The 20,843-nt window shown below is 63.5% G+C and carries 19 protein-coding genes; 12 read left to right on the top strand and 7 right to left on the bottom strand.

Features of this window, described 5'->3' with window-relative positions; all coding sequences use genetic code 11:
* The first annotated feature begins 3 nt into the window (after positions 1 to 3).
* Entirely contained in the window at positions 4 to 1,020 is a 1,017-nt protein-coding gene (locus tag NKH60_RS21995) for a phosphotransferase family protein (protein WP_352473280.1), read from the top strand.
* A gap of 46 nt (positions 1,021 to 1,066) precedes the next feature.
* Here NKH60_RS21995 and ftsZ read toward each other — a convergent pair whose 3' ends face one another.
* Both ftsZ and NKH60_RS22005 read right to left on the bottom strand, forming a co-directional pair.
* Positions 1,067 to 2,074: a cell division protein FtsZ gene (ftsZ, locus tag NKH60_RS22000; RefSeq protein WP_023677189.1), complete on the bottom strand. Its 1,008-nt coding sequence runs from the start codon at positions 2,072 to 2,074 to the stop codon at positions 1,067 to 1,069.
* A gap of 222 nt (positions 2,075 to 2,296) precedes the next feature.
* Positions 2,297 to 3,415: an NAD(P)/FAD-dependent oxidoreductase gene (locus NKH60_RS22005; protein WP_352832102.1), complete on the bottom strand. Its 1,119-nt coding sequence runs from the start codon at positions 3,413 to 3,415 to the stop codon at positions 2,297 to 2,299.
* Between the two features lie 166 nt (positions 3,416 to 3,581).
* On the opposite strand from NKH60_RS22005, the gene NKH60_RS22010 reads away from it, so the two are divergent.
* Entirely contained in the window at positions 3,582 to 4,958 is a 1,377-nt protein-coding gene (locus NKH60_RS22010) for an aspartate aminotransferase family protein (RefSeq protein WP_352873304.1), read from the top strand.
* Between the two features lie 82 nt (positions 4,959 to 5,040).
* Here NKH60_RS22010 and NKH60_RS22015 read toward each other — a convergent pair whose 3' ends face one another.
* The 5 genes from NKH60_RS22015 to NKH60_RS22035 all read right to left on the bottom strand — a co-directional run bounded on the left by NKH60_RS22015 (position 5,041) and on the right by NKH60_RS22035 (position 11,053).
* Positions 5,041 to 6,153, bottom strand: coding sequence for a nucleotidyltransferase family protein (locus tag NKH60_RS22015; protein WP_352873306.1), 1,113 nt, complete (start codon positions 6,151 to 6,153; stop codon positions 5,041 to 5,043).
* A 268-nt stretch (positions 6,154 to 6,421) separates the two neighbouring features.
* Entirely contained in the window at positions 6,422 to 7,516 is a 1,095-nt protein-coding gene (locus tag NKH60_RS22020; RefSeq protein ID WP_352832093.1) for an alcohol dehydrogenase family protein, read from the bottom strand.
* Positions 7,517 to 7,525: 9 nt separating this feature from the next.
* Positions 7,526 to 8,905, bottom strand: a complete 1,380-nt coding sequence (locus NKH60_RS22025) for an aspartate aminotransferase family protein (RefSeq protein WP_352832092.1) — start codon at positions 8,903 to 8,905, stop codon at positions 7,526 to 7,528.
* A 35-nt stretch (positions 8,906 to 8,940) separates the two neighbouring features.
* Complete coding sequence (locus tag NKH60_RS22030; protein ID WP_352832089.1) at positions 8,941 to 10,434, bottom strand: NAD-dependent succinate-semialdehyde dehydrogenase; 1,494 nt, start codon at positions 10,432 to 10,434, stop codon at positions 8,941 to 8,943.
* A gap of 127 nt (positions 10,435 to 10,561) precedes the next feature.
* Complete coding sequence (locus NKH60_RS22035) at positions 10,562 to 11,053, bottom strand: Lrp/AsnC family transcriptional regulator (RefSeq protein WP_352832087.1); 492 nt, start codon at positions 11,051 to 11,053, stop codon at positions 10,562 to 10,564.
* 82 nt (positions 11,054 to 11,135) lie between these two features.
* Between NKH60_RS22035 and ehuR the strand changes: the two genes are divergently transcribed.
* The 10 genes from ehuR (at position 11,136) to doeB (ending at position 20,840) form a co-directional block, all read left to right on the top strand.
* Entirely contained in the window at positions 11,136 to 12,521 is a 1,386-nt protein-coding gene (gene ehuR / locus NKH60_RS22040; protein ID WP_352873309.1) for a MocR-like ectoine utilization transcription factor EhuR, read from the top strand.
* A 122-nt stretch (positions 12,522 to 12,643) separates the two neighbouring features.
* On the top strand, positions 12,644 to 13,429 hold the full coding sequence (ehuA, locus tag NKH60_RS22045; protein WP_023677199.1) for an ectoine/hydroxyectoine ABC transporter ATP-binding protein EhuA: 786 nt from the start codon (positions 12,644 to 12,646) through the stop codon (positions 13,427 to 13,429).
* Positions 13,430 to 13,494: 65 nt separating this feature from the next.
* Positions 13,495 to 14,346: an ectoine/hydroxyectoine ABC transporter substrate-binding protein EhuB gene (gene ehuB, locus NKH60_RS22050; protein WP_023677200.1), complete on the top strand. Its 852-nt coding sequence runs from the start codon at positions 13,495 to 13,497 to the stop codon at positions 14,344 to 14,346.
* A 172-nt stretch (positions 14,347 to 14,518) separates the two neighbouring features.
* Entirely contained in the window at positions 14,519 to 15,178 is a 660-nt protein-coding gene (ehuC, locus tag NKH60_RS22055) for an ectoine/hydroxyectoine ABC transporter permease subunit EhuC (RefSeq protein WP_023720654.1), read from the top strand.
* A gap of 16 nt (positions 15,179 to 15,194) precedes the next feature.
* Positions 15,195 to 15,854 carry an ectoine/hydroxyectoine ABC transporter permease subunit EhuD gene (ehuD, locus tag NKH60_RS22060; protein WP_352467665.1) on the top strand — a complete coding sequence of 220 codons (660 nt, stop codon included), beginning with the start codon at positions 15,195 to 15,197 and terminating at the stop codon, positions 15,852 to 15,854.
* Positions 15,851 to 16,624: an ectoine utilization protein EutA gene (gene eutA, locus NKH60_RS22065; protein WP_352832081.1), complete on the top strand. Its 774-nt coding sequence runs from the start codon at positions 15,851 to 15,853 to the stop codon at positions 16,622 to 16,624. Before ehuD ends, eutA begins: the two co-directional genes overlap by 4 nt.
* Positions 16,625 to 16,634: 10 nt before the next feature.
* Positions 16,635 to 17,627 (top strand): hydroxyectoine utilization dehydratase EutB, encoded by a 993-nt coding sequence (eutB, locus tag NKH60_RS22070; protein ID WP_352473228.1) that lies wholly within the window; start codon positions 16,635 to 16,637, stop codon positions 17,625 to 17,627.
* The gene (locus NKH60_RS22075) at positions 17,624 to 18,616 is read left to right on the top strand and encodes a cyclodeaminase (RefSeq protein ID WP_352473229.1); all 993 of its coding nucleotides are present in this window, start codon (positions 17,624 to 17,626) and stop codon (positions 18,614 to 18,616) included. Before eutB ends, NKH60_RS22075 begins: the two co-directional genes overlap by 4 nt.
* A gap of 38 nt (positions 18,617 to 18,654) precedes the next feature.
* Entirely contained in the window at positions 18,655 to 19,833 is a 1,179-nt protein-coding gene (gene doeA, locus NKH60_RS22080) for an ectoine hydrolase DoeA (RefSeq protein ID WP_352473231.1), read from the top strand.
* Between the two features lie 5 nt (positions 19,834 to 19,838).
* Entirely contained in the window at positions 19,839 to 20,840 is a 1,002-nt protein-coding gene (gene doeB, locus NKH60_RS22085) for a N(2)-acetyl-L-2,4-diaminobutanoate deacetylase DoeB (RefSeq protein ID WP_352832079.1), read from the top strand.
* The last annotated feature ends 3 nt before the right edge of the window (positions 20,841 to 20,843 follow it).

Consider the following 20,843-nt stretch of genomic DNA (forward strand, 5'->3'; position numbering starts at 1 on the left):
GCAATGAGGATGGATTTCGATCCGGTACGCCTGGAGGATTTTCTGAGAGCGCATTTTGGCGATGGCCAAATGTCGCTTGAGCGGATCGTCGGCGGCCAATCCAACCCGACCTACTTCGTCGACTATGGCGGCCGCCGCATGGTTCTGCGCAAGAAACCTCCGGGACCGATCCTGCGCGGCGCTCATGCGGTCGATCGCGAGTACCGGGTGATCGAGGCGCTAGCATCGACAAAGGTGCCGGTGCCGCGGCCGGTGCTCTATCACGACGGCGACGAGCCGCTCGGCACGCCGTTCTATCTGATGCAGCGGCTCGACGGCCGGGTGTTCCACGATGGCGCGTTGCCGGGACTGGCGCCGGACGAGCGGCGCGGCATCTATTTCGGCATGGCCGAGGCGCTGGCAAAGCTGCACGCAGTCCGGCCGGAAGAGGTTGGGCTCGGCGACTATGGCCGTCCCGGGAACTATTTTGAGCGACAGATCGCGCGCTGGACCAGACAGTTGCGGGAATCGCCGAGTGAGCGCATTACCGCGCTCGAAGCCGTCGCCGAATGGCTGCCGCGACATCTTCCGCCAGATGACGGCCACGTTTCGATCGCGCATGGCGATTTCCGTCTCGGCAATCTCATCTTCCATCCCGAGCGGCCCGAGGTGATCGGCATACTCGACTGGGAGTTATCGACCCTCGGCCATCCGCTTGCTGATCTCGGCTTCTGCTCGATGCCCTGGCATTCCTCATCGGACGAATATGGCGGCATCCTCGGCCTTGATCAGGCAGCCCTCGGGATTCCGACACAGCGCGAATTCCTCGATCATTACTTCGCCCACGCCGTGCCGACGGCGCCGCTCCAGCGGTTCCATCTGGTGTTTGCCATGTTCCGCTTTGCCGTGATCTTCGTCGGCATCGCCGACCGCGTGCTGGCCGGCAGCGCGGTTGCGGCCGATGCGGCCGACGTGGCACCCCTGGCCGGCCGTTTTGCTGCACGCGCCATGGAAGTCATCGACGGCGCGCGGCCGTGGTGACGCGAGGCTGGCAATCAGCTGAGCGAACCGCACGCGATAACGCTGTTCAGTTCATGCGAACTTCCGGTTCGGCAAGCAGTGGAATCTCCAGGCCACGCCGCAAGCCGGTCGCCACGACCGATACCCTGAATTTTCCGGCGAGTGCCTTGTCGAAGATGGCGCCGACGATGATGTCGGCATCGTTGTCGACCTCCTCGCGGATGCGGGTAGCGGCTTCGTCGACCTCGAACAGCGTCATGTCCATGCCGCCCGATATCGAGACAAGGACGCCCTTGGCGCCCATCATCGAAGCTTCGTCGAGCAGCGGGTTGGCGATTGCCGCTTCCGCTGCCTTCTTGGCACGGCCTTCTCCGGCGGCTTCGCCGGTTCCCATCATGGCGCGGCCCATGTCGCGCATCACTGACTTCACATCGGCGAAGTCGAGATTGATCAGGCCTTCCTTGACGATCAGATCGGTGATGCAGCCGACACCCGCATAGAGGACCCGGTCGGCCATGGCGAAGGCGTCGGCGAACGTGGTTCTGGCGTCGGCGATCCTGAACAGGTTCTGGTTGGGAATGACGATGACGGTATCGGCGCTTTCGCGCAGGCGCTCGATGCCCTCATCGGCAGCGTACATGCGGCGCCTGCCTTCGAAGACGAATGGCTTGGTGACGACGGCAACGGTCAGTATTCCGGCTGCCCGCGCTGCCTGTGCTATAACAGGCGCGGCACCAGTGCCGGTTCCGCCTCCCATGCCGGCGGTCACGAAGCACATGTGCGTTCCAGCAAGGTGATCCATGATCTCGTCGATGGATTCCACGGCCGCGGCACGGCCGACCTCGGGCAGGGACCCGGCGCCGAGACCTTCGGTGATATGAGCGCCCAACTGGATCAGCCTCGTTGCCTTCGACATGGCAAGGGCCTGGGCATCGGTGTTGGCGACGATGAATTCCGCGCCCTGCAGGCCTTCGGCGATCATGTTGTTGACGGCGTTGCCGCCGCCGCCGCCGACCCCGACGACGGTGATCTTGGGCCTCATCTCCGAGATTACCGGCCTCGTCGCGGTGTTCATTGCCGTTCTCCCTGGATACGCCGAGTGGTCGCTGGAAGCTTGTCCCGGGCGCACTGCGAAAACTCTGAACCGGGCAGTGCGAATCAGGACAGCCCCAGAATGCAGGGAATCAGAGCGCGGAGCGGGCTGCAAGTGCGCGATGTGCCTCATAGGCGACTTGCGTCTGAAAGTTCACGCAATGCGCCTTGATACAGTGCAGATCGCGGCGCGGGGCGCCGCACGCTACAACTTCGGCGCGAGGCACTGCGCGACGTGGTCGGCAATCGTCAGGCAGGAGGTCAGGCCGGGGCTTTCGATGCCGAACAGGTTGACCAGGCTATCCACGCCGTGCACCGCCACGTCCTGGACGACGAAGTCGGCATTGGCCTCACCGGGACCGGACAGTTTTGGCCGGATGCCGCTGTAAGCGGGTTGCAGGCTGCCATCGGCCAGGTCCGGCCAGTATTTGCGGATCTCGCTGTAGAAGCGCTCGCCACGAGCCGGGTCGACGCGGTAGTCGAGTTGATCGATCCATTCGACGTCCGGCCCGAAGCGGGCGACGCCATCAAGGTCGAGTGTCAGATGAACACCGAGCCCGCCGGGTTCGGGCACCGGATAGACCAATCGCGAGAACGGCGCCCGTCCGGCCGCCGAAAAATAATTGCCCTTGGCATAATGGAGCTTTGGCACCAATTGCTGATTGAGCCCTTCAAGCGAACCGGCAAGTGCTGCGGCGCCAAGCCCGGCGGCATTGACGAAACGCGGAGTGGCGATCTCGAAGCGCTCGCCGCCGGCAGCGTCCACCGTCTCGAGCACGACGCGGCCTGCTTCGATGCGGCCGGAGGCGATGCGCGTGTTGAGACTAAGTGCCGCCCCGTGCTCCTCGGCGTCGCCCAACAGGGCGAGCATCAGGGCATGGCTGTCGATGATGCCGGTGGCGGGCGACAGCAGCGCCGCCGTGCACTTAAGGCTGGGCTCCAGCGTATGCGCCTCGGCTTCGCTCAAGCGCAACAGGTCGCCGGCGCCGCAAGCGCGTGCATTGGCCCGGATTGAGGCGAGCACCGGCTCCTGTTCGGCACTTGTGGCAACGATGAGCTTGCCGCAGCGCGCGTGTGGGACCGCCCGCTCCTCGCAATAGCGATAGAGTCTTTCCCGGCCGGCCACGCAGAACCGGGCTTTCAGCGATCCAACCGGATAGTGGAGGCCGGCATGGATGACCTCGGAATTGCGCGAGCTTGTCCCGGTGCCGATAGCGTTCTCGGCTTCCAGGACCAGCGTATCGATGCCGCGCTGCGCCATCTCTCGCGTGATCGCCAGGCCAACAACGCCGGCGCCGGCGACAATGCAGTCGACATGGTCCACGGTTAGGTCAAGCCGAAGTTCTGCATGCGTCCATCCATCCGCTGGCCCTGCCGAAAGCGCTTGACACTATACCGTTCGAGAAAGATGCATCAAACGGCATAACGCACGGGGACCTGCCGAGCCGGACCGGCGGCAGGATTGTTCCGCGTCAGCATCAGGAGCCGTCATGGACGCACGACCGAATTCACCCGAAGCCCGCGACATAAGCTTTCACATGCATGGCTATACGAATGCGCGCAAGCATCAGGAGTCGGGGCCGCTCGTCATCGAGAAGGGCGACGGCATCTATGTCGAGGACCTTGCCGGCAACCGCTATATCGAGGCGATGGCGGGGCTCTGGAGCGTCGCGGTCGGCTTTTCGGAGAAGCGGCTGGTCGATGCGGCAGTACGGCAAATGTCGAAGCTGCCTTACTATCACGATTTCGGCTCCAAATCGCATTCGCCGCTGATCGATCTCGCCGAGAGACTGGTGCAGATGGCGCCGGTGCCGATGAGCAAGGCGTATTTCACCAATTCCGGCTCCGAGGCCAACGATACGGCCATGAAGATGATCTGGTACCGGTCGAATGCGCTCGGCCAGCCGGCGCGCAAGAAGATCATCAGCCGCAAGAAGGGCTATCACGGCGTCACTATCGCCTCGGCGAGCCTGACCGGACTGCCCAACAACCACACTTCGTTCGATCTGCCGATCGCCAATGTGCTGCACACCTCGACGCCGCACCATTGGCGCGAGGCGCTGCCGGGTGAAAGCGAAGAGCTGTTTTCGACGCGGCTTGCCGACGAGCTGGAAAAGCTGATCCTGGCCGAAGGACCGAAAACCATCGCCGCCTTTTTCGGCGAACCGATCATGGGCGCCGGCGGCGTCATCGTTCCGCCGGCCGGCTACTGGGAGAAGATACAGGCGGTGCTATCGAGATACGACATCCTGCTCATCGCCGACGAGGTGATCTGCGGCTTTGGCCGAACAGGTGAGATGTTCGGCTCGCAGACCTTCGGCATCAGGCCCGACATCATGGTGTTATCGAAACAGATCTCTTCGTCCTACCTGCCGATCTCGGCCCTGCTGATCAATGACAAGGTATTCGAGCCGATCGCCGACGAAAGCAACCGTATCGGCACCTTCGGCCACGGTTTCACCGGCGGCGGCCATCCCGTTGCGGCAGCGGTCGCGCTCGAGAACCTGAAGCTGATCGAGGAGCGCGACCTTGTCGGCAATGCGCGTGCGGTCGGCGCGCATATGCAGAAGCGGCTGCGCACGCTCGCTTCGCACCCGCTTGTCGGCGAGGTGCGCGGCATCGGCCTGATTTCGGCGGTCGAACTGGTCGGCGACAAGGCAAACAAGGCGCCGTGGGGCACGGTTGGTGCCTTGGGCGGACTCGTCAACGGTTTCATGCAGCAGAACGGCGTCATCTCGCGCAATATGGGCGATGCGCTGGCTTTCTGCCCGCCGCTGATCATCACCGAGCCGCAGGTCGACCAGTTGATCGACGCGTTTGAACGGTCGCTCGAGGCTGCCGCCAAGCAGGTCCGATCGCAGAGCTGAATAGGCAAAGTCGATTTTGAAACCTGAAAACAAAAACGCCTCGGCGACGGCTGGCAGAAGGTTACCCTCCACACCGTTACTTTTAGTCTCCGTGCTTTGTTTTCGCAGATGAGCCGCTAAATCCTTCCAGTTCTTCGCCGATTCCTGAAAGTGCGTTGACGATCGTCGCCTCGATGTCGCCACGCTGTTTCTGGGGAATCAAGCCAAGTCCTTTTTGTATCGCTTCACGCCAATGTTTCCCCCTGTCCCACGCTTCCGAAAACGCGATGGCGAGATCGTCCTGGCGACGGGTAGCTTCCAGTGCCTCGACCAGAAGTGCTGCCTGGTGGACATCCTTTTCCCGCTTGCCCACGCCGTTTGCGTTGTTCTGTCGGCGCGAGGCAACGATCAGCTTGTGAACCGCATATCGTCCGGGCGACGGTACCACGACAGGCACTCCCGATCGATGCAGCAGCACAGTTCTGATTGGTTCGTGGATCAGGAAATCGAGAAACCGAAGAGGCTGCGCGGATGCACCGCCCAAAGACGGCATCGAGGTTGCATGATCGGCGTAGTCATCGCTGCCCGTATTCGGTGTAAGGAACTCGACCTTGTATCGGACTGCGTTCTCGAATTGCGTCGCGTGTCCGGGATCTGATCTGTGAGGGATTTCCCTGAAGGTTGGGTCGATCTCCCTCAAGATTTCGAGGATGGGCGGCAGGCTGTCCTCGACCGCGGCCGACGCGGAATGGAATAGGGCGAAGTCTGCATCGCCCGTCTGCAACGCTGCACCGGGCAGCTTCACGCCCAGATAGCCAGCGTAGGACTGAAAGGCGACTGTGCCGACCAGGACGCCGCGCAAGCGGAAGATGTCAGCCTTCCCCAGCGCCTCGACGACATCCCCGGTGAACCTTTCGGGCTCTGTTAGCCCTGCCTCGCGCACGAGCGTGGATACCAGCTTCCTGCGGGCGCGGAGGTCGTCCTTGATCTGACGGAAGGATTCGACGCGTTTTGCAATCTCGGGATCGCTGTCAGGCCCGACATACCGTCGCGTCTTCGTCGGCTGCGTTTCCTCGAAATACCAGTATACCTTGCCCTTGACGGGCCCCTTGACGAGATTGCCCGTCGTAGGGAAATCCGTTTCGAAGGCTGCGTCCAAGGATCGCTGGACGAGTTCCGCATACATCGTGCGGTAAACGAGGTCGACCGTCTTCATGTCGGGCGGCTCCGGTTATAAGAAAAATGCGGTTCTCTTATAGCGGCATGACCTCAAGGGACGCAAGCGAGGTTATAAGAAAATCGCGAAAATCTTATAACGCAGGAGAGGGTCAGGAATCCTTGTTGCCGGCGTGCAGCCAAATCAGAATGGGTTTTGCTCATTCAGATAAACAAAGCCATCACGAAAACGCTGCTTGGATGTGGCGCTCGACCTCACCGCGTCCGCGAACGGCCCGAGCCTGTCATAGGCGTTTGTGGTCGACGCGCTATTTGGCGGCCGCATCCGGTACGACCACCAGCTTGCCGACGAAATCCTTGCCGATGAAATCCGCCTGTGCACGGTGGAAATCGGAGAGCCGGTAGACGCCGCCGACCAGCGGCCGGATTTTCTTGTCCTCGATGTAACGCACGATGCGGCGGAAATCCGCCCGCGTGCCTTGGCTCGAGCCATGCAGTTGGAGCTGTTTCAGGTACATGGTGCGCAGGTCGAGCTGGACGACCGGGCCGGCGATCGCGCCGGCCGTGGTGTAGCGGCCTTCGGGCCTCAAGATGCGCAAGAGGTCATTGAAGATGGCGCCGCCGACCAGATCGGCGACCACGTCGATTGGCCGCCCGCCGGTCGCCGCGCTGACGGCGGCCGGCAGATCGGCAACGCCACGGGTGATCACCGCCTCGGCGCCGATCTCACGCACGGCCTGTTCCTTGCCCTTGCCGGCAACCGCATAGGGAATGGCGCCGCGCGCCCGCGCCAGCTGCACGATGCCGGAGCCGACGCCGCCAGAGGCGCCGGTGACAAGCACACGCTCGCCGGCTTTCAATGCGGCGCGTTCCAGCATCTGCTCGCCGGTGAGATAGGCGCAGCAGAAAGTGGCAAGCTCGACATCGCTCAGATCGGTGTCGACGACATGGGCGTTTTCGGACGGTACTGCCTGGTATTCAGCATAGCCGCCGTCGCGGCCATGGCCCATATAGTCGATGTCGGCGAGTGAATCGTCGTCGCGATTGTAGATGGAGAAATCGACCATCACCCGCTCGCCGATGCGGGCCGGCGACACGCCGTCGCCGACGGCAATGATGTTGCCGACCGTGTCGGTGCCCTGGATGCGCGGGAAGCTCAGCGTATTGCCCTGACGACGCCAGGTCGACACAGCGGCGGCATCCTCCTCCGTGCCATAGGCGCCCTGGCGCACCCAGACATCGGTGTTGTTCATGCCGCAAGCGGTGACCTTGACCAGCACCTCGCCCCGGGCGGGCGAGGGCACTTTCACGTCGGTGCGGTAGACGAGCTTTTCCGGTCCGCCGTGCCCGATCAGTTGCACGGCGGCCATGGTGGCGGGGAGGGTCTTGGGCATGGCATTCATGTCGGCTCTTCAGATATTTGCAAACACGCTCTTCACCGCGTCGGCCGTCCTCGACACGACGATATCGGCCTCTTGCCGCGTCAGGCAGAGCGGCGGCGCGAAACCGAGAATGTCGCCCTGCGGCATGGCCCGGCCGATGACGCCGCTTGCCGCAAGGGTGGTCGCGACCTGCGGCCCGATTTTATGCGAGGCGTCGAAGAATACGCGATCGTTCTTGTCGGCGACGAACTCGATCGCCGCCAGCATGCCGTCGCCGCGCACCTCGCCGACGTTTTTGTGGCCGCCGACAGCTTTCGTCAGCTCGGCGCGGAAATAGGCGCCGGTCTCGCCGGCGTTCCGCACCAGGTCCATCTCGTCGATCAGTTCCAGGTTGGCGACGCCGGCGGCGACGCAGATCGGATGCGCCGAATAGGTCCAGCCATGACCGAGCGAGCCGAGCTTGTCTGAACCCTGCACCAGCACCTGCCAGACCTTGTCTGACACGATGACGCCCGACAGCGGCGCATAGGCCGAGGTCAGGCCCTTGGCGATCGTGATCAGGTCGGGCTTGATGCCGTAGTGGTCGGAGCCGAACATGGTGCCCAGCCGGCCGAAGCCGGTGACGACCTCGTCGGCAACCAGAAGCACGTCGTATTTCTTCAGCACCGCCTGGATCTTCTCCCAGTAGCCGGCCGGCGGCGGCACGATGCCGCCGGTGCCGAGGATAGGCTCACCGATGAACGCGGCGACCGTCTCCGGCCCTTCGGCGAGAATCATCTCCTCGAGCTTGTCGGCACAGTGTTGCGAAAACTGCTCCTCGCTCAGCGAGCGGTCGGCACGGCGGAAGTAGTAGGGCGCCTCGGTGTGCAGGACCGGCGCACGCGGCAGGTCGAAGGCGTTGTGGAACAGGTCGAGGCCGGTCAGAGATCCGGTCATGATGCCGGAGCCGTGATAACCGCGCCAGCGCGAGATGATTTTCTTCTTCTCCGGCCGGCCGAGCACGTTGTTGTAGTACCAGATCAGCTTGATATTGGTTTCGTTGGCGTCGGAACCGGAGAGCCCGAAATAGACCCTCGACATGCCCTCGGGCGCACGGTCGATGATCATCTTGGAAAGCGTGATCGATGCCTCGGTGCCGTGCCCGACATAGGCGTGATAATAGGCGAGGTTCTTGGCCTGTGCGGCGATGGCGTCGGCGATCTTCTGACGGCCATAGCCGACATTGACGCAGTAGAGGCCGGCGAAAGCATCGATGCTCTTGCGACCGTTATTGTCCCAGATGGTGACGCCTTCGCCGCCGGCGATGATGCGGGTCGGCGATTCACCCCGTGCATGCGTGCCCATATGGGTCGAGGGATGGAAGAAGTGATCGCGGTCCCAGGCGGCGAGTTCGTTTGACTGGTCGAGCATCTTTTTACTCCTGAGGAAAAGTGTCGGGCGCGGTTCTAGGCCACGTCCAGGCAGAGATATTTGAGATCGGTAAAGGCTTCGAGCCCGTGACGCGAGCCCTCCCGGCCGATGCCGGACTGCTTGACGCCGCCGAACGGGATCGGCGCGCCGGTGATCCTGACGCGATTGATGGCGACCATGCCATAGTCGAGCGCGCGGCCCATGCGCAATTGCCGGCCGCCGTTTTCAGTGACGACATAGGCGACCAGGCCGTACTCGGTGGCATTGGCGCGGGCGGCGACTTCCTCTTCGCTGTCGAAGGGCGTCACGGCCGCAACCGGACCGAAGGTCTCCTCGCGCATGATCAGGGCGTCGTCGTCAACATCGGCCAGCAGCGTCGGCTGGTAGAACAGCGGCCCGGCAGGATGGCGCTTGCCGCCGGTCAGGCAACGCGCGCCTTTGGCGAGCGCATCGGCCACCTGCTCCTCGACCTTCTTGACGGCGCGGTCGTGCATCAAGGGTCCGATTTCGGTGTCGTCAGCGAGGCCATTGCCGGTCCGCAATGCCTCGACGCGTTTGGCGAAAGCAGCGCAGAACCGATCGTAGAGCGGACGCTGGACATAGATGCGGTTGGCGGCGAGGCAGTCCTGGCCGGAGGTCGCAAATTTGGCGTCGACGGCGATGGTCACCGCCTTGTCGAGATCGGCGTCGGCAAAGACGATCAGCGGCGCATGCCCGCCAAGTTCCATCACCAGACGCTTCATCGTCGGCGCACTCTGCGCGGCGATCAACCTGCCGACCTCGGTCGAGCCGGTGAAGCTCATGGCGCGAACGCGCGGGTCTTCGCACATCCGCCCGACGATGGTCGAAGCCCTGCCGGTGAGGACGTTGAACACGCCAGCCGGCAGGCCGGCACGTTCGCCAAGCTCGGCCAGCGCCAGTGCCGACAGCGGCGTTTCCGAGGAAGGATGCGCGACGATGGTGCAGCCGGCGGCAAGCGCGGCCGCCGCCTTGCGGGTCAGCATGGCCGCTGGAAAATTCCACGGCGTGACGACGCCGACGACACCGAGCGGTTCGCGTCGCACCACCATCTCGGCATTTGGCAAATGGCTGGTGACGCTTTCGGCGTTGAGACGTTTGGCCTCCTCGGCATACCACTCGACAAAAGAGGCTGCGTAGTCGATCTCGCCGCGCGATTCCTTCAGCGGCTTGCCTTGTTCGAGCGTCATCAGCAGGGCCAGGTCATTTTTGGCGGCGACGATCAGATCGAACCATTTTCGCAAGATTTTCGACCGTTCCTGCGGCAGCAATGCGCGCCAGGCAGGAAAGGCGCGCGATGCCGCATCGATCGCCAATGTCGTCTGCCGGGCATCGAGCGCGGCAACGAAAGCGACGGTGGATCCGGTGGCCGGATCGGTCACCTCGAAACTCTCCGCGGTCTCGCTCGCCGTCCAGTGGCCAGCGACATAGGCGAGTTCGCGCAGCAGCCGTCGGTCGGCGAGGCGGTCAAGTGCTTCATGGCGCCGCGAGCGGGCAAAATGTGCGGACATCATCGGGCTCCCGGTTCGGGTGATGCCGCAAGACTATCTCTGCCGCGCAAACAGAGAAGCTGTTTGCGTGCCTGCACGTAGAGAGATTGTCTCTATTGCACCGAGCGCGCAGACGATCTCTCCGATATCAGGAAGATGTCGGCAACAGGTCCGCCACCGGCAGCACACTCTCCTCCTTCACCGTCTTGGTGACGATATATGTGAAATAGCGGTCGATGCCGATCTCCCGCTCGAGCAGAGTGTCGACCAGCCGCTGATAGGCGTCGATGTCGCGCGCCATCACCTTCAGCAGGTAATCGACGCCGCCGCCGACAGACCAGCAGGCGACGATCTCGGGGATGTCGCGGATGACGCGCTCGAAACGGTCGAAATCGGCCTGGCGATGGCTGGCAAGCGTCACCTCCATCAGCACGGTAGCGACCGGCGCGATGGCGCGCATGGCGATCCTGGCATGGTAGCCCGAGACGATGCCGGCCTTTTCCAGCTTGCGCAGCCGCATCCAGCACGGCGTCGGCGACAGGCCGACTTTCTCGGCCAGCGCCAGCTTGGTGATGCGCCCGTCGCGCTGGATGGCGTCGAGGATTTTCAGATCGATCGGATCGAGTTTCGCTGCAGCCATGATCGCCCACTTCCAGTGCCGGACACCATGACGGCGCATTATTTCGATTGTCAATTGCACTGATTTCGATCTCTAATAAGTCATGACATTTTGGCGACCAGATCCCGCTCTTATCCGGCGGCCGGCTTATCAATCGCTCGCCGACCAGTTCGCGCGCGCCATCCACGACGGGCGCCTGGCCAATGGCGCGCGCTTGCCGACGCACCGGCAACTGGCCGACGATCTGCAACTTTCCGTGCAGACGGTCAGCCGCGCCTACGAGGAATTGATTCGCCGCGGGCTGGTGTCCGGCGAGGTCGGCCGCGGCAGCTTCGTGCAGACGCAGCGCCGCGAGCCGGAGCCGCCCTATCTGCCCGAGCGGCTGGGCGAGCTCATCGATCTCTCCATCCTGAAGCCGGTCTGCGAACCGATGCATCTGGAGCGGCTGAGGCAGGCGCTGGGCTGGCTCGCCGAAAACCTGCCGTCGAGCTCGGCGCTGTCGTTCAGGCCGAACATGGTGTTCCCGCGCCACCGCGCGGTGGGTGTCGAGTGGCTGCGCCTCTGTGGCCTCGACGCGTCGCCGCAGAACATCAGCCTGACCAACGGCGCCACCGCAGGGATGACAGTGGCGCTGATGAGCGTGGCGCCGCCCGGCTCGACCGTCGCCACTGAGGCGATCGGTCACCACACGCTGATCCCGCTGGCGCGTTATCTCGGCTTCAACCTTGAGGGTTTGCCGATCGACGACAATGGGCTGATCCCGGAAGCGCTGGACGAGGCCTGCCGGCTGTCGGACATCCGCGCCGTGTTCGTGCAGCCGTCGGTGATCAACCCGACGGCCACCCTGATGGATGCCGGCCGGCGCGAACAGATTGCCGCCGTTGCGCGCAGGCATGACATCGCCATTATCGAAAACGACGTCCTCGGCCCGTTGGTCGAGGACAGGCCGCCGCCGGTAGCCGCCTTCGCGCCTGAGCGCACGCTCTACGTCACCTCCTTTACCAAGATCGTGGTGCCGGGCCTGCGCATCGGCTATCTCGCGGCGCCCGATCGTTATGTCGCCGCGGTCGCCAATCGCCATCTCGTCTCGAACTGGATGGCGACGCCGCTGGTGGCCGAGATCGCCACCAAATGGGTGACCGACGGCACCGCGATGGAACTCGTTCGATGGCAGCGCCTGGCTTTGCGGCGGCGTCTGGACATCGCCGCCGAGGTGCTTGCCGGAGTGGACTATTGGGCTCATCGCGACGGGCTGCATGTCTGGCTGCGGCTGCCCGAGGATCGCGGCGAGGAAAGCTTTGTGTCCCAGGCGCGCCTGCAGGGCGTGGCGATTGCGCCCGGTACGTCGTTTCGCATTTCGCAGATGCCTTGGCATCCAGCCGTACGGATTTCGCTGGGCTCGACCACGGAGGGGGAACTGCGTGCCGGTCTCGGCGTTGTCACCAAGCTTCTGCTCGGCGATCCCGAGCATCTCCTGCTTGCCATCTAGGGAACAAATGGCGGGGAATTGTGCGGAGTTCGAAATATTGTCATGATATTATTTTCTTGATTGACATGATTTGCCGCGATCCGCATCGTTAAAGGCATAGCTTCTCCAGCACGGGAAATTCATTGTCGGCGCCCATCATCAAGATCGACGGTATTTCGAAAAGCTTCGGCACCTTCAAGGTGCTGGACGGCCTCTCGATGCAAGTCATGCCCGGCGAGAAGCTGGCACTGATCGGTCCATCGGGTTCGGGCAAGACGACGATCCTGCGCATCCTGATGACGCTAGAGCGTATCGACAGCGGCCACATCCAAGTCGACGGTGAACAGTTGTACCACATGGAGCGTAACGGCCGGCTGCTGACGGCCGATGAACGGCATTTGGCAAAGATGCGCCAGAAGATCGGCATGGTCTTCCAACTGTTCAATCTGTTTCCGCACAAATGTGTCATCGACAATGTGACGCTGGCACCGATGCTGACCAAAGGCGTGCCGCGGGCCGCCGCCGAAAAGCGGGCGATGGAACTGCTCGACATGGTCGGCATGGTCGACAAGGCCAAGGCGATGCCGGCGCAGCTTTCAGGCGGCCAGAAGCAGCGCGTCGCGATTGCGCGGGCGCTGGCGCTGTCGCCGAAGATCATGCTGTTCGACGAGGTCACCTCGGCGCTCGACCCTGAGCTCGTCGACGAGGTGCTCAACGTCATGCGCAAGCTCGCCGCCGAGACCGACATGACCATGCTGCTGGTCACCCACGAGATGGGTTTCGCCCATGACTTCGCCGACCGGGTGCTGTTCTTCGATCGCGGCAGAATAGTCGAGGAGGGCAAGCCCGACGAGATTTTCCGCCATCCCAAACAGGAGCGCACGCAAGGTTTCCTGAAGAAGATCATTGCGGCCGGACATCGGGTCTGACTGCCATGCGAGGCGGCAACGCCTCAAGCAAGCCAAGAAGACAGACAAACAAGGAGTTGGGAACAATGAAGAAATTTGCCATTTTGGCCGGCGTCGCCGGTATTGCGCTGACGGCGGTGCTGGCCGCCTCGACGGCCGGCTCGGCCGACGACAGCAAGCTCGAAGAGCTTAAGGCGCAAGGCTTTGCCCGCGTCGCCATCGCCAACGAGCCGCCCTATACGGCGGTCGCTGCCGACGGCAAGGTTTCGGGTGCGGCGCCTGACGTTGCCCGTGAAATCTTCAAACGCCTTGGCGTCAACGATATCGTCGCCTCGATCTCGGAATATGGCGCCATGATCCCCGGCTTGCAGGCCGGCCGTTTCGACGTCGTCACCGCCGGATTGTTCATGAAGCCGGAACGTTGTGCTGCGGTCGCCTATTCGGAACCGGTGCTGTGCGACGCCGAGGCGATGCTGGTGAAGAAGGGCAACCCGAAGGGCTTCAAGAGCTACGAGGACGTCGCGAAGGACGCGAGCGCCACGATCGGCGCGCCGGGTGGCGGCACTGAAGAGAAGCTGGCGCTCACCGCAGGTGTGCCGCGCGAGCGCGTCATCGTCGTGCCGGACGGCCAGAGCGGCCTGAAGATGCTGCAGGACGGCCGCATCGATGCTTATTCGCTGCCCGTGCTGTCGATCAACGACCTGGTCAAGAAAGCCAATGATCCGAACCTCGAAGTCATCGCGCCGGTGGTCGGTGCGCCGGTCTATTGCGACGGCGCGGCCTTCAAGAAGGGCGACGAAGCGCTGCGCGACGCCTATGATGTCGAGCTGGCGAAACTGAAGAAGTCCGGCGAGTTCGCCAAGATCATCGAGCCTTACGGCTTCTCGGCGGCGGCGGCAATGTCGACGAGCCGCGACAAGCTCTGCTCGGCGAAGTAAAAAGTGCCGCTCACCCTAGCTTCTCCCCGTCAAAAACGGGGAGAGGGGGGCGCCAACGCTGGAGCTTCACCCTTCTCCCCGTCCCTATAACGGGGAGAAGGTGCCGGCAGGCGGATGAGGGGCGGCGCCGGCGTTCTGTAATGATCACCAAGCGAGGAAACGCTTAGCCCTAATGACCCAATGGTCCGGCTATTTCGGCCTGATATTGCAAGGAGCGCTTGTCACCATCGAGCTGACGCTGATGGGGTCGGTGCTGGCCTTGATCATGGCTTTTCTCGCCGGGCTGGGGCGGCTGTCGCGGTTTTTCGTGCTGCGGGCGCTGGCCACCGCCTATATCGAGTTCTTCCGCGGCACCTCGATTTTTGTGCAGCTGTTCTGGGCCTATTTCGTGCTGCCCTTTGCCGGCATTTCGCTGACGCCGCTGCAGGCCGGGGTGCTGGCGCTGGGCCTCAATGTCGGCGCCTATGCGGCGGAAGTGGTGCGTGGCGCCATCAAGTCTATCGGCCGCGAACAATATGAGGCCTGTACCGCCCTCAATCTCGGCCGCTGGCAAGCCATGCGCCATATCATCCTGCCGCAGGCGCTTCTGGTGATGCTGCCGACCTTCGGCAACAACGCCATTGAATTGCTCAAGGCCACCGCCGTCGTTTCGCTGATCTCGCTCGCCGACCTGACCTTCCAGGCGCAGGTGGTGCGCTCGCAGACCGGCAATACTCTGGTGCCGTTCAGCACCATCCTCGTCATCTATTTCGTCCTGGCGCTGCTCATCTCCTGGGGCGTGCGGTCGCTGGAACGCCGCATGGCTCGTGGCCTCGACGGGGTGCGCGTATGATGGATCGGGCCTGATAATGGAATGGGATTGGGATTTTGTCCGGCAGATCCTGCCGACGCTGATCGAGGGGGTGAAGATCACCATCCTGGCGACGCTGCTCGGCTCGGTACTGGCGGCGATCGTCGGGCTGGGCATCGCGTTGGCGCGCCGGTCGCCGAACAGGGCTCTGTCGCGCACCGTCGGTTTCCTTGCCGAGTTCATCCGTGGCACACCGCTGTTGGTGCAGCTCTATTTCATCTTCTACGTGCTGCCGGATTTTGGCGTCCTGTTGCCGCCGCTGGTCGCGGGCGTCATCGGTCTCGGGCTGCATTACGGCACTTACACGGCCGAGGTCTACCGCGCCGGCATCGATAATGTTCCGCGCGGCCAGTGGGAAGCGGCCAAGGCCTGCAATCTGAACGCCACCCAGACCTGGACGCACATCATCATTCCGCAGGCGATCCCGCCGATGATCCCGGCGCTTGCCAATTATTTCATCGCCATGTTCAAAGAGACGCCGCTGCTGTCGGCGATCACCGTGCTGGAACTGATGAACCAGGCCAAGAGCGTCGCCAATACCTATTATCGGTATATCGAACCGATCACGTTGGTCGGCGCCTTCTTCCTCGCCATCAGCCTGTTCTCGGTGGTGCTGCTGCGCTGGCTGGAACACCGTTATGGGCGGATCGAACGATGAGCGCTGCACCCGAAATCCGCCTGCATTCGGCCCGGCCGGCGCTCGATGCGCGTCCGCTGGAAAAGCGGGTCGGCCTGATCATCCTTGCCACCGACCATACGAGCGAACCGGATTTTCACCGCATGGTGGCAAGCGACCGCATCGGGGTCTATGTCGCACGCATCCCCTACGCCAACCCGACGACGCCGGACAATTTGCGCAAGATGCAGCCGTCACTGACGGCGGCCGCGGCCCTGATCCTGCCCGACGAGCCGCTCGATGCGATCTGCTATTCCTGCACCTCAGCTTCCGTCGTGATCGGCGATGCCGAAATCGAGGCGGCGGTGCAGGCCGCGAAACCCGGTGCGCCGGTGGTTACGCCGCCGATGGCCGGGGTGCGCGGCCTGAAGGCGCTGGGCGCCAGGACGATCAGCATTCTTACCCCTTATACGGTCGAGACCAGCCGGCCGATGGCGACCTATTTCACCGAGCATGGTTTCGAAATCGCCAGCTTCACTTGCCTCGGCTTCGAGGATGATCGCGAGATGGCGCGGATTGCGCCGAAATCCTTGGTCGATCTGGCTCGCGAGGCGACGGCCGAACACTCGGACGCGCTGTTTGTCTCCTGCACGGCACTGCGGTCCGCGGCGGCAGTTGTCGGTATGGAAGAAGCCATCGGCCGTCCTGTCGTCACCAGCAACCAGGCGACGGCCTGGAATTGCCTGCGGCTTTGCGACGACGACGAGCCGCGCCCTGAATTCGGCCGTCTGATGACGCTGCCGCTGAACTGATTGATGAGCCATGACCACGTCCAGGATAAGCCTGTCCGAAATCCACGCCGCGCGCGAGCGCATCGCAGGCAAGGTCGAGCGTACGCCGACCGTTCCTTCCCGGAGTCTTTCCCAGCACTTGGACGCTCCTGTTTATCTCAAGCTCGAACACCGGCAGACCACCGGCGCCTTCAAGCTGCGCGGTGCCTCGAACGCTATCGCTTCGCTGACAGAAGAGGAGAAGGCGCGCGGCGTCGTCGCGGCCTCGACCGGCAACCACGGCCGGGCACTTGCCTATGCTGCTCAATTGCAAGGCATCCACGCGACGATCTGCATGTCGCGGCTGGTGCCGCAGAACAAGCTCGACGAGATCCGCCGGCTCGGCGCCGGGATCCGCATCGTCGGCAACAGCCAGGACGATGCGCAGCGAGAGGTCGAACGGCTGGTCGCGGAAGAGGGGCTGGTCATGCTGCCGCCTTTCGACCATCCCGCCATTGTCGCCGGGCAAGGCACGCTCGGGCTGGAGATCATCGAACAGGTTCCTGATGCCGCCCTTGTGCTGGTGCCGCTTTCCGGCGGTGGGCTGGCGGCTGGCGTTGCCGCTGCCGTCAAGGGCGTCAGCCCGGCGACGAAGGTGGTGGGCGTTTCAATGGCGCGCGGTGCGGCGATGAAGGCGAGCCTCGACGCCGGACATCCGGTTTTGGTCGAAGAACTGCCGACGCTGGCCGATTCCCTCGGCGGCGGCATAGGCCTCGACAACCGGCTGACCTTTTCCATGTGCCGCGACCTGCTCGACGATGTGATCCTGCTCAGCGAGGACGAGATCGCCGCCGGCATCCGGCATGCCTATGAGCAGGAGCGCGAGATCGTCGAAGGCGCCGGCGCGGTCGGCATCGCAGCCGTGCTTGCCGGCAAGATCAGGGCGAGCGGCCCGACGGTGCTCGTGCTGTCCGGCCGCAACATCGATATGACACTGCACCGCAAGATCATCTGCGGCGAAGCAATTGCGGAGAGCGCAGCATGAGCCGGATGACGATCCTCACCGAAGGTGAATTGCGCAAGATCGTGGAGCTTGATCTCGATGCCGTTGCCTGCGTCGAGAACGCGTTTCGCGCGCTCGCCACCTTGCCGGTGGCGATGCCGCCAATCCTTCGGCTCGACATTCCCGAGCATCGCGGCGAGGTCGACGTCAAGACCGCCTATGTACCGGGCATCGACGGTTTTGCGATCAAGATCAGCCCCGGCTTTTTCGACAATCCGAAGCTCGGCTTGCCCAGCGTCAACGGCATGGTGGTGCTGCTGTCGGCGAAAACCGGTCTGGTCGAGGCGCTGCTGCTCGACAATGGCTATCTCACCGACATCCGCACGGCCGCCGCCGGTGCGGTCGCCGCCAAACATCTGTCGCGGGCGGGTTCCTCCGTTGCCGCGATCTTCGGCGCCGGTGTTCAGGCCGGACTGCAGCTCGAAGCGCTGATGCTGGTGCGGCCAATCACGGAAGCCCGCATCTGGGCAAGGGATGCCGCCAAGGCCGAGGCCGCGGCCGACGCATTGTCCGAGAAACTGCACATCGCCGTTCACGCCGAGCCCGACGCGGCAAAGGCTGCGGCCGATGCCGACGTCATCGTCACCACGACGCCGTCGACCGAGCCGCTGATCAAGGCCGGCTTCGTCTCCGCCGGCCAGCATATCACTGCCATGGGCTCGGATGCCGAGCACAAGAACGAGATCGCGCCGGCGATCCTGCGCATGGCCGATCTCTACGTCGCCGATAGCGCCAAACAGACGCGCCGGCTGGGCGAACTGCACCATGCTATCGCGGCGGGCGTGATGGCGTCCGATGCCGAAATCACCGAGCTTGGCCACATCATCGCCGGCGAAAGGCATGGCCGGCGCTCGGACAGCGACATCACCATTGCCGACCTGACCGGCACCGGCGTGCAGGACACGGCGATCGCCACGCTCGCCCGCGACCGTGCGCGTGCAGCCAAGACCGGTACGATTTTCGAAAGCTGATGCTGGCCGCAAGGCCCAACAAACGAGGACCAAGAACAATGCAGCCCAATTTGAAATTCTCGCGCGGCGAATATGCGGAGCGCCTCGCCAAGACGCGGAAGGTCATGGAGGCCAAGGGCGTCGATCTGCTCGTCGTCAGCGATCCGTCCAACATGGCTTGGCTGACCGGCTATGACGGCTGGTCGTTCTATGTGCATCAGGCTGTCATCGTGCCGCCGTCGGGCGAGCCGGTGTGGTACGGGCGCGGCCAGGACGCCAACGGCGCCAAGCGCACCGCCTATCTCGCGCACGACAACATCGTCGGCTATGCCGACCACTATGTGCAGTCGACCGAGCGCCATCCGATGGATTTTCTGTCCAGCGTGCTCTCCGATCGCGGCTGGGGCAAGCTCAGCATCGGCGTCGAGATGGACAATTACTGGTTCTCGGCCGCTGCCTTCGCAGCGCTGCAGAAGCACTTACCCAATGCCCGCTTCGTCGACGCCACGGCACTCGTCAACTGGCAGCGCGCGGTGAAGAGCCCGACCGAAATCGACTACATGCGTAAGGCCGCCCGCATCGTGGAAGCGATGCACCAGCGCATCGTCGACAAGATCGAGGTCGGTATGCGCAAATGCGACCTGGTCGCCGAGATCTACGATGCCGGCACGCGCGGCGTCGACGGCATCGGCGGCGACTATCCGGCGATCGTGCCGCTGCTGCCGTCGGGCGCCGACGCATCGGCGCCGCATCTGACCTGGGACGACCGGCCGATGAAATCGGGCGAGGGCACCTTCTTCGAGATCGCAGGCTGCTACAACCGCTATCACTGCCCGCTGTCGCGGACCGTGTTCCTTGGTAAACCGACTCAGGAATTCCTCGATGCCGAAAAGGCGACGCTGGAAGGCATGGAGGCGGGACTTGCCGCCGCCAAGCCCGGCAACACATGCGAGGACATCGCCAACGCCTTCTTCGCGGTGCTGAAGCGGTACGGCATCGTCAAGGACAACCGCACCGGGTACCCGATCGGGCTTTCCTATCCGCCTGACTGGGGCGAGCGCACGATGAGCCTGCGTCCAGGCGACCGCACCGAGTTGAAGCCCGGTATGACCTTCCATTTCATGACCGGCTTGTGGCTTGAGACGATGGGGCTGGAAATCACCGAATCCATCCTGATCACCGAGACGGGCGTCGAGTGCCTGGCGAATGTGCCGCGCAAACTGGTGGTGAAGAATTGAGCCCGATGTCCAGCCTTCGCCCGTCACCGATCACGCCGACCGTCGATTTCGAGCGCGACGGCGTGCAGCACGGTTTCCTGCGCCTGCCTTACAGCCGCGACGATTCCGCCTGGGGATCGGTGATGATCCCGATCTGCGTCATCCGCAACGGCAAGGGGCCGAGCGCATTGCTCACCGGCGGCAATCATGGCGACGAGTACGAGGGGCCGCTGGCGCTCTATGACCTCGCCCGTACGCTCGACCCGAAGCAAGTCAGCGGCACGATCATCATCGTGCCGGCGATGAACTATCCGGCGTTCCGCGCCGGCACGCGCACCTCGCCGATCGACAAGGGCAATCTCAACCGCAGCTTTCCCGGCCGGCCCGACGGCACGGTGACCGAGAAGATCGCTGATTATTTCCAGCGCGAGCTTCTGCCCCGTACAGACATCGCGCTCGACTTCCACTCCGGCGGCAAGACGCTCGACTTCGTGCCGTTCTGCGCCGCCCACATCCGGCCCGACAAGGTGCTGGAAGCGAAGGGTTTCGCTGCGGTTGAAGCCTTCTCCGCACCATGGTCGATGAAAATGCTGGAGATCGACGCGGTCGGCATGTTCGACACTGCCGCCGAAGAGATGGGCAAGCTGTTCATCACCACAGAGCTCGGCGGCGGCGGGACTTCGCGCGCGGAAACGGTGCGGATCGCACGTCGCGGCGTGCTCAATGTGCTGCGCCATGCCGGCATCGTCGCCGGCGCGGTCGAGATGCAGCCAACCCGCTGGCTCGATATGCCATCGGGCGATTGCTTCTCGTTCGCCGAGGACGACGGGATGATCGAAACCATGATCGATCTCGGCGAGGCGGTGGCAGAGAACCAGGTGCTGGCACGTATCCATTCCATAGGCCGCACCGGCGGCGCTCCGCAGGAGATCCGGGCCAAAATGTCCGGTCTGTTGGCGGCGCGGCATTTTCCGGGGCTGGTCAAGGCCGGCGACTGCGCTGCCGTGGTCGCCGTGCTGGTCGATTGACGG

The sequence above is a fragment of the Mesorhizobium sp. M1006 genome (genome assembly GCF_040318825.1).
GTDB lineage: Bacteria > Pseudomonadota > Alphaproteobacteria > Rhizobiales > Rhizobiaceae > Mesorhizobium.

Coding starts and splice junctions, on each gene's coding strand:
- NKH60_RS21995 (WP_352473280.1), top strand. CDS start 4: ATGAGGATGGATTTCGATCCGGTACGCCTGGAGGATTTTCTGAGAGCG.
- ftsZ (WP_023677189.1), bottom strand. CDS start 2,074: ATGAACACCGCGACGAGGCCGGTAATCTCGGAGATGAGGCCCAAGATC.
- NKH60_RS22010 (WP_352873304.1), top strand. CDS start 3,582: ATGGACGCACGACCGAATTCACCCGAAGCCCGCGACATAAGCTTTCAC.
- NKH60_RS22015 (WP_352873306.1), bottom strand. CDS start 6,153: ATGAAGACGGTCGACCTCGTTTACCGCACGATGTATGCGGAACTCGTC.
- NKH60_RS22020 (WP_352832093.1), bottom strand. CDS start 7,516: ATGAATGCCATGCCCAAGACCCTCCCCGCCACCATGGCCGCCGTGCAA.
- NKH60_RS22025 (WP_352832092.1), bottom strand. CDS start 8,905: ATGCTCGACCAGTCAAACGAACTCGCCGCCTGGGACCGCGATCACTTC.
- NKH60_RS22030 (WP_352832089.1), bottom strand. CDS start 10,434: ATGTCCGCACATTTTGCCCGCTCGCGGCGCCATGAAGCACTTGACCGC.
- NKH60_RS22035 (WP_352832087.1), bottom strand. CDS start 11,053: ATGGCTGCAGCGAAACTCGATCCGATCGATCTGAAAATCCTCGACGCC.
- ehuR (WP_352873309.1), top strand. CDS start 11,136: ATGACATTTTGGCGACCAGATCCCGCTCTTATCCGGCGGCCGGCTTAT.
- ehuB (WP_023677200.1), top strand. CDS start 13,495: ATGAAGAAATTTGCCATTTTGGCCGGCGTCGCCGGTATTGCGCTGACG.
- ehuC (WP_023720654.1), top strand. CDS start 14,519: ATGACCCAATGGTCCGGCTATTTCGGCCTGATATTGCAAGGAGCGCTT.
- ehuD (WP_352467665.1), top strand. CDS start 15,195: ATGGAATGGGATTGGGATTTTGTCCGGCAGATCCTGCCGACGCTGATC.
- eutA (WP_352832081.1), top strand. CDS start 15,851: ATGAGCGCTGCACCCGAAATCCGCCTGCATTCGGCCCGGCCGGCGCTC.
- eutB (WP_352473228.1), top strand. CDS start 16,635: ATGACCACGTCCAGGATAAGCCTGTCCGAAATCCACGCCGCGCGCGAG.
- NKH60_RS22075 (WP_352473229.1), top strand. CDS start 17,624: ATGAGCCGGATGACGATCCTCACCGAAGGTGAATTGCGCAAGATCGTG.
- doeA (WP_352473231.1), top strand. CDS start 18,655: ATGCAGCCCAATTTGAAATTCTCGCGCGGCGAATATGCGGAGCGCCTC.
- doeB (WP_352832079.1), top strand. CDS start 19,839: ATGTCCAGCCTTCGCCCGTCACCGATCACGCCGACCGTCGATTTCGAG.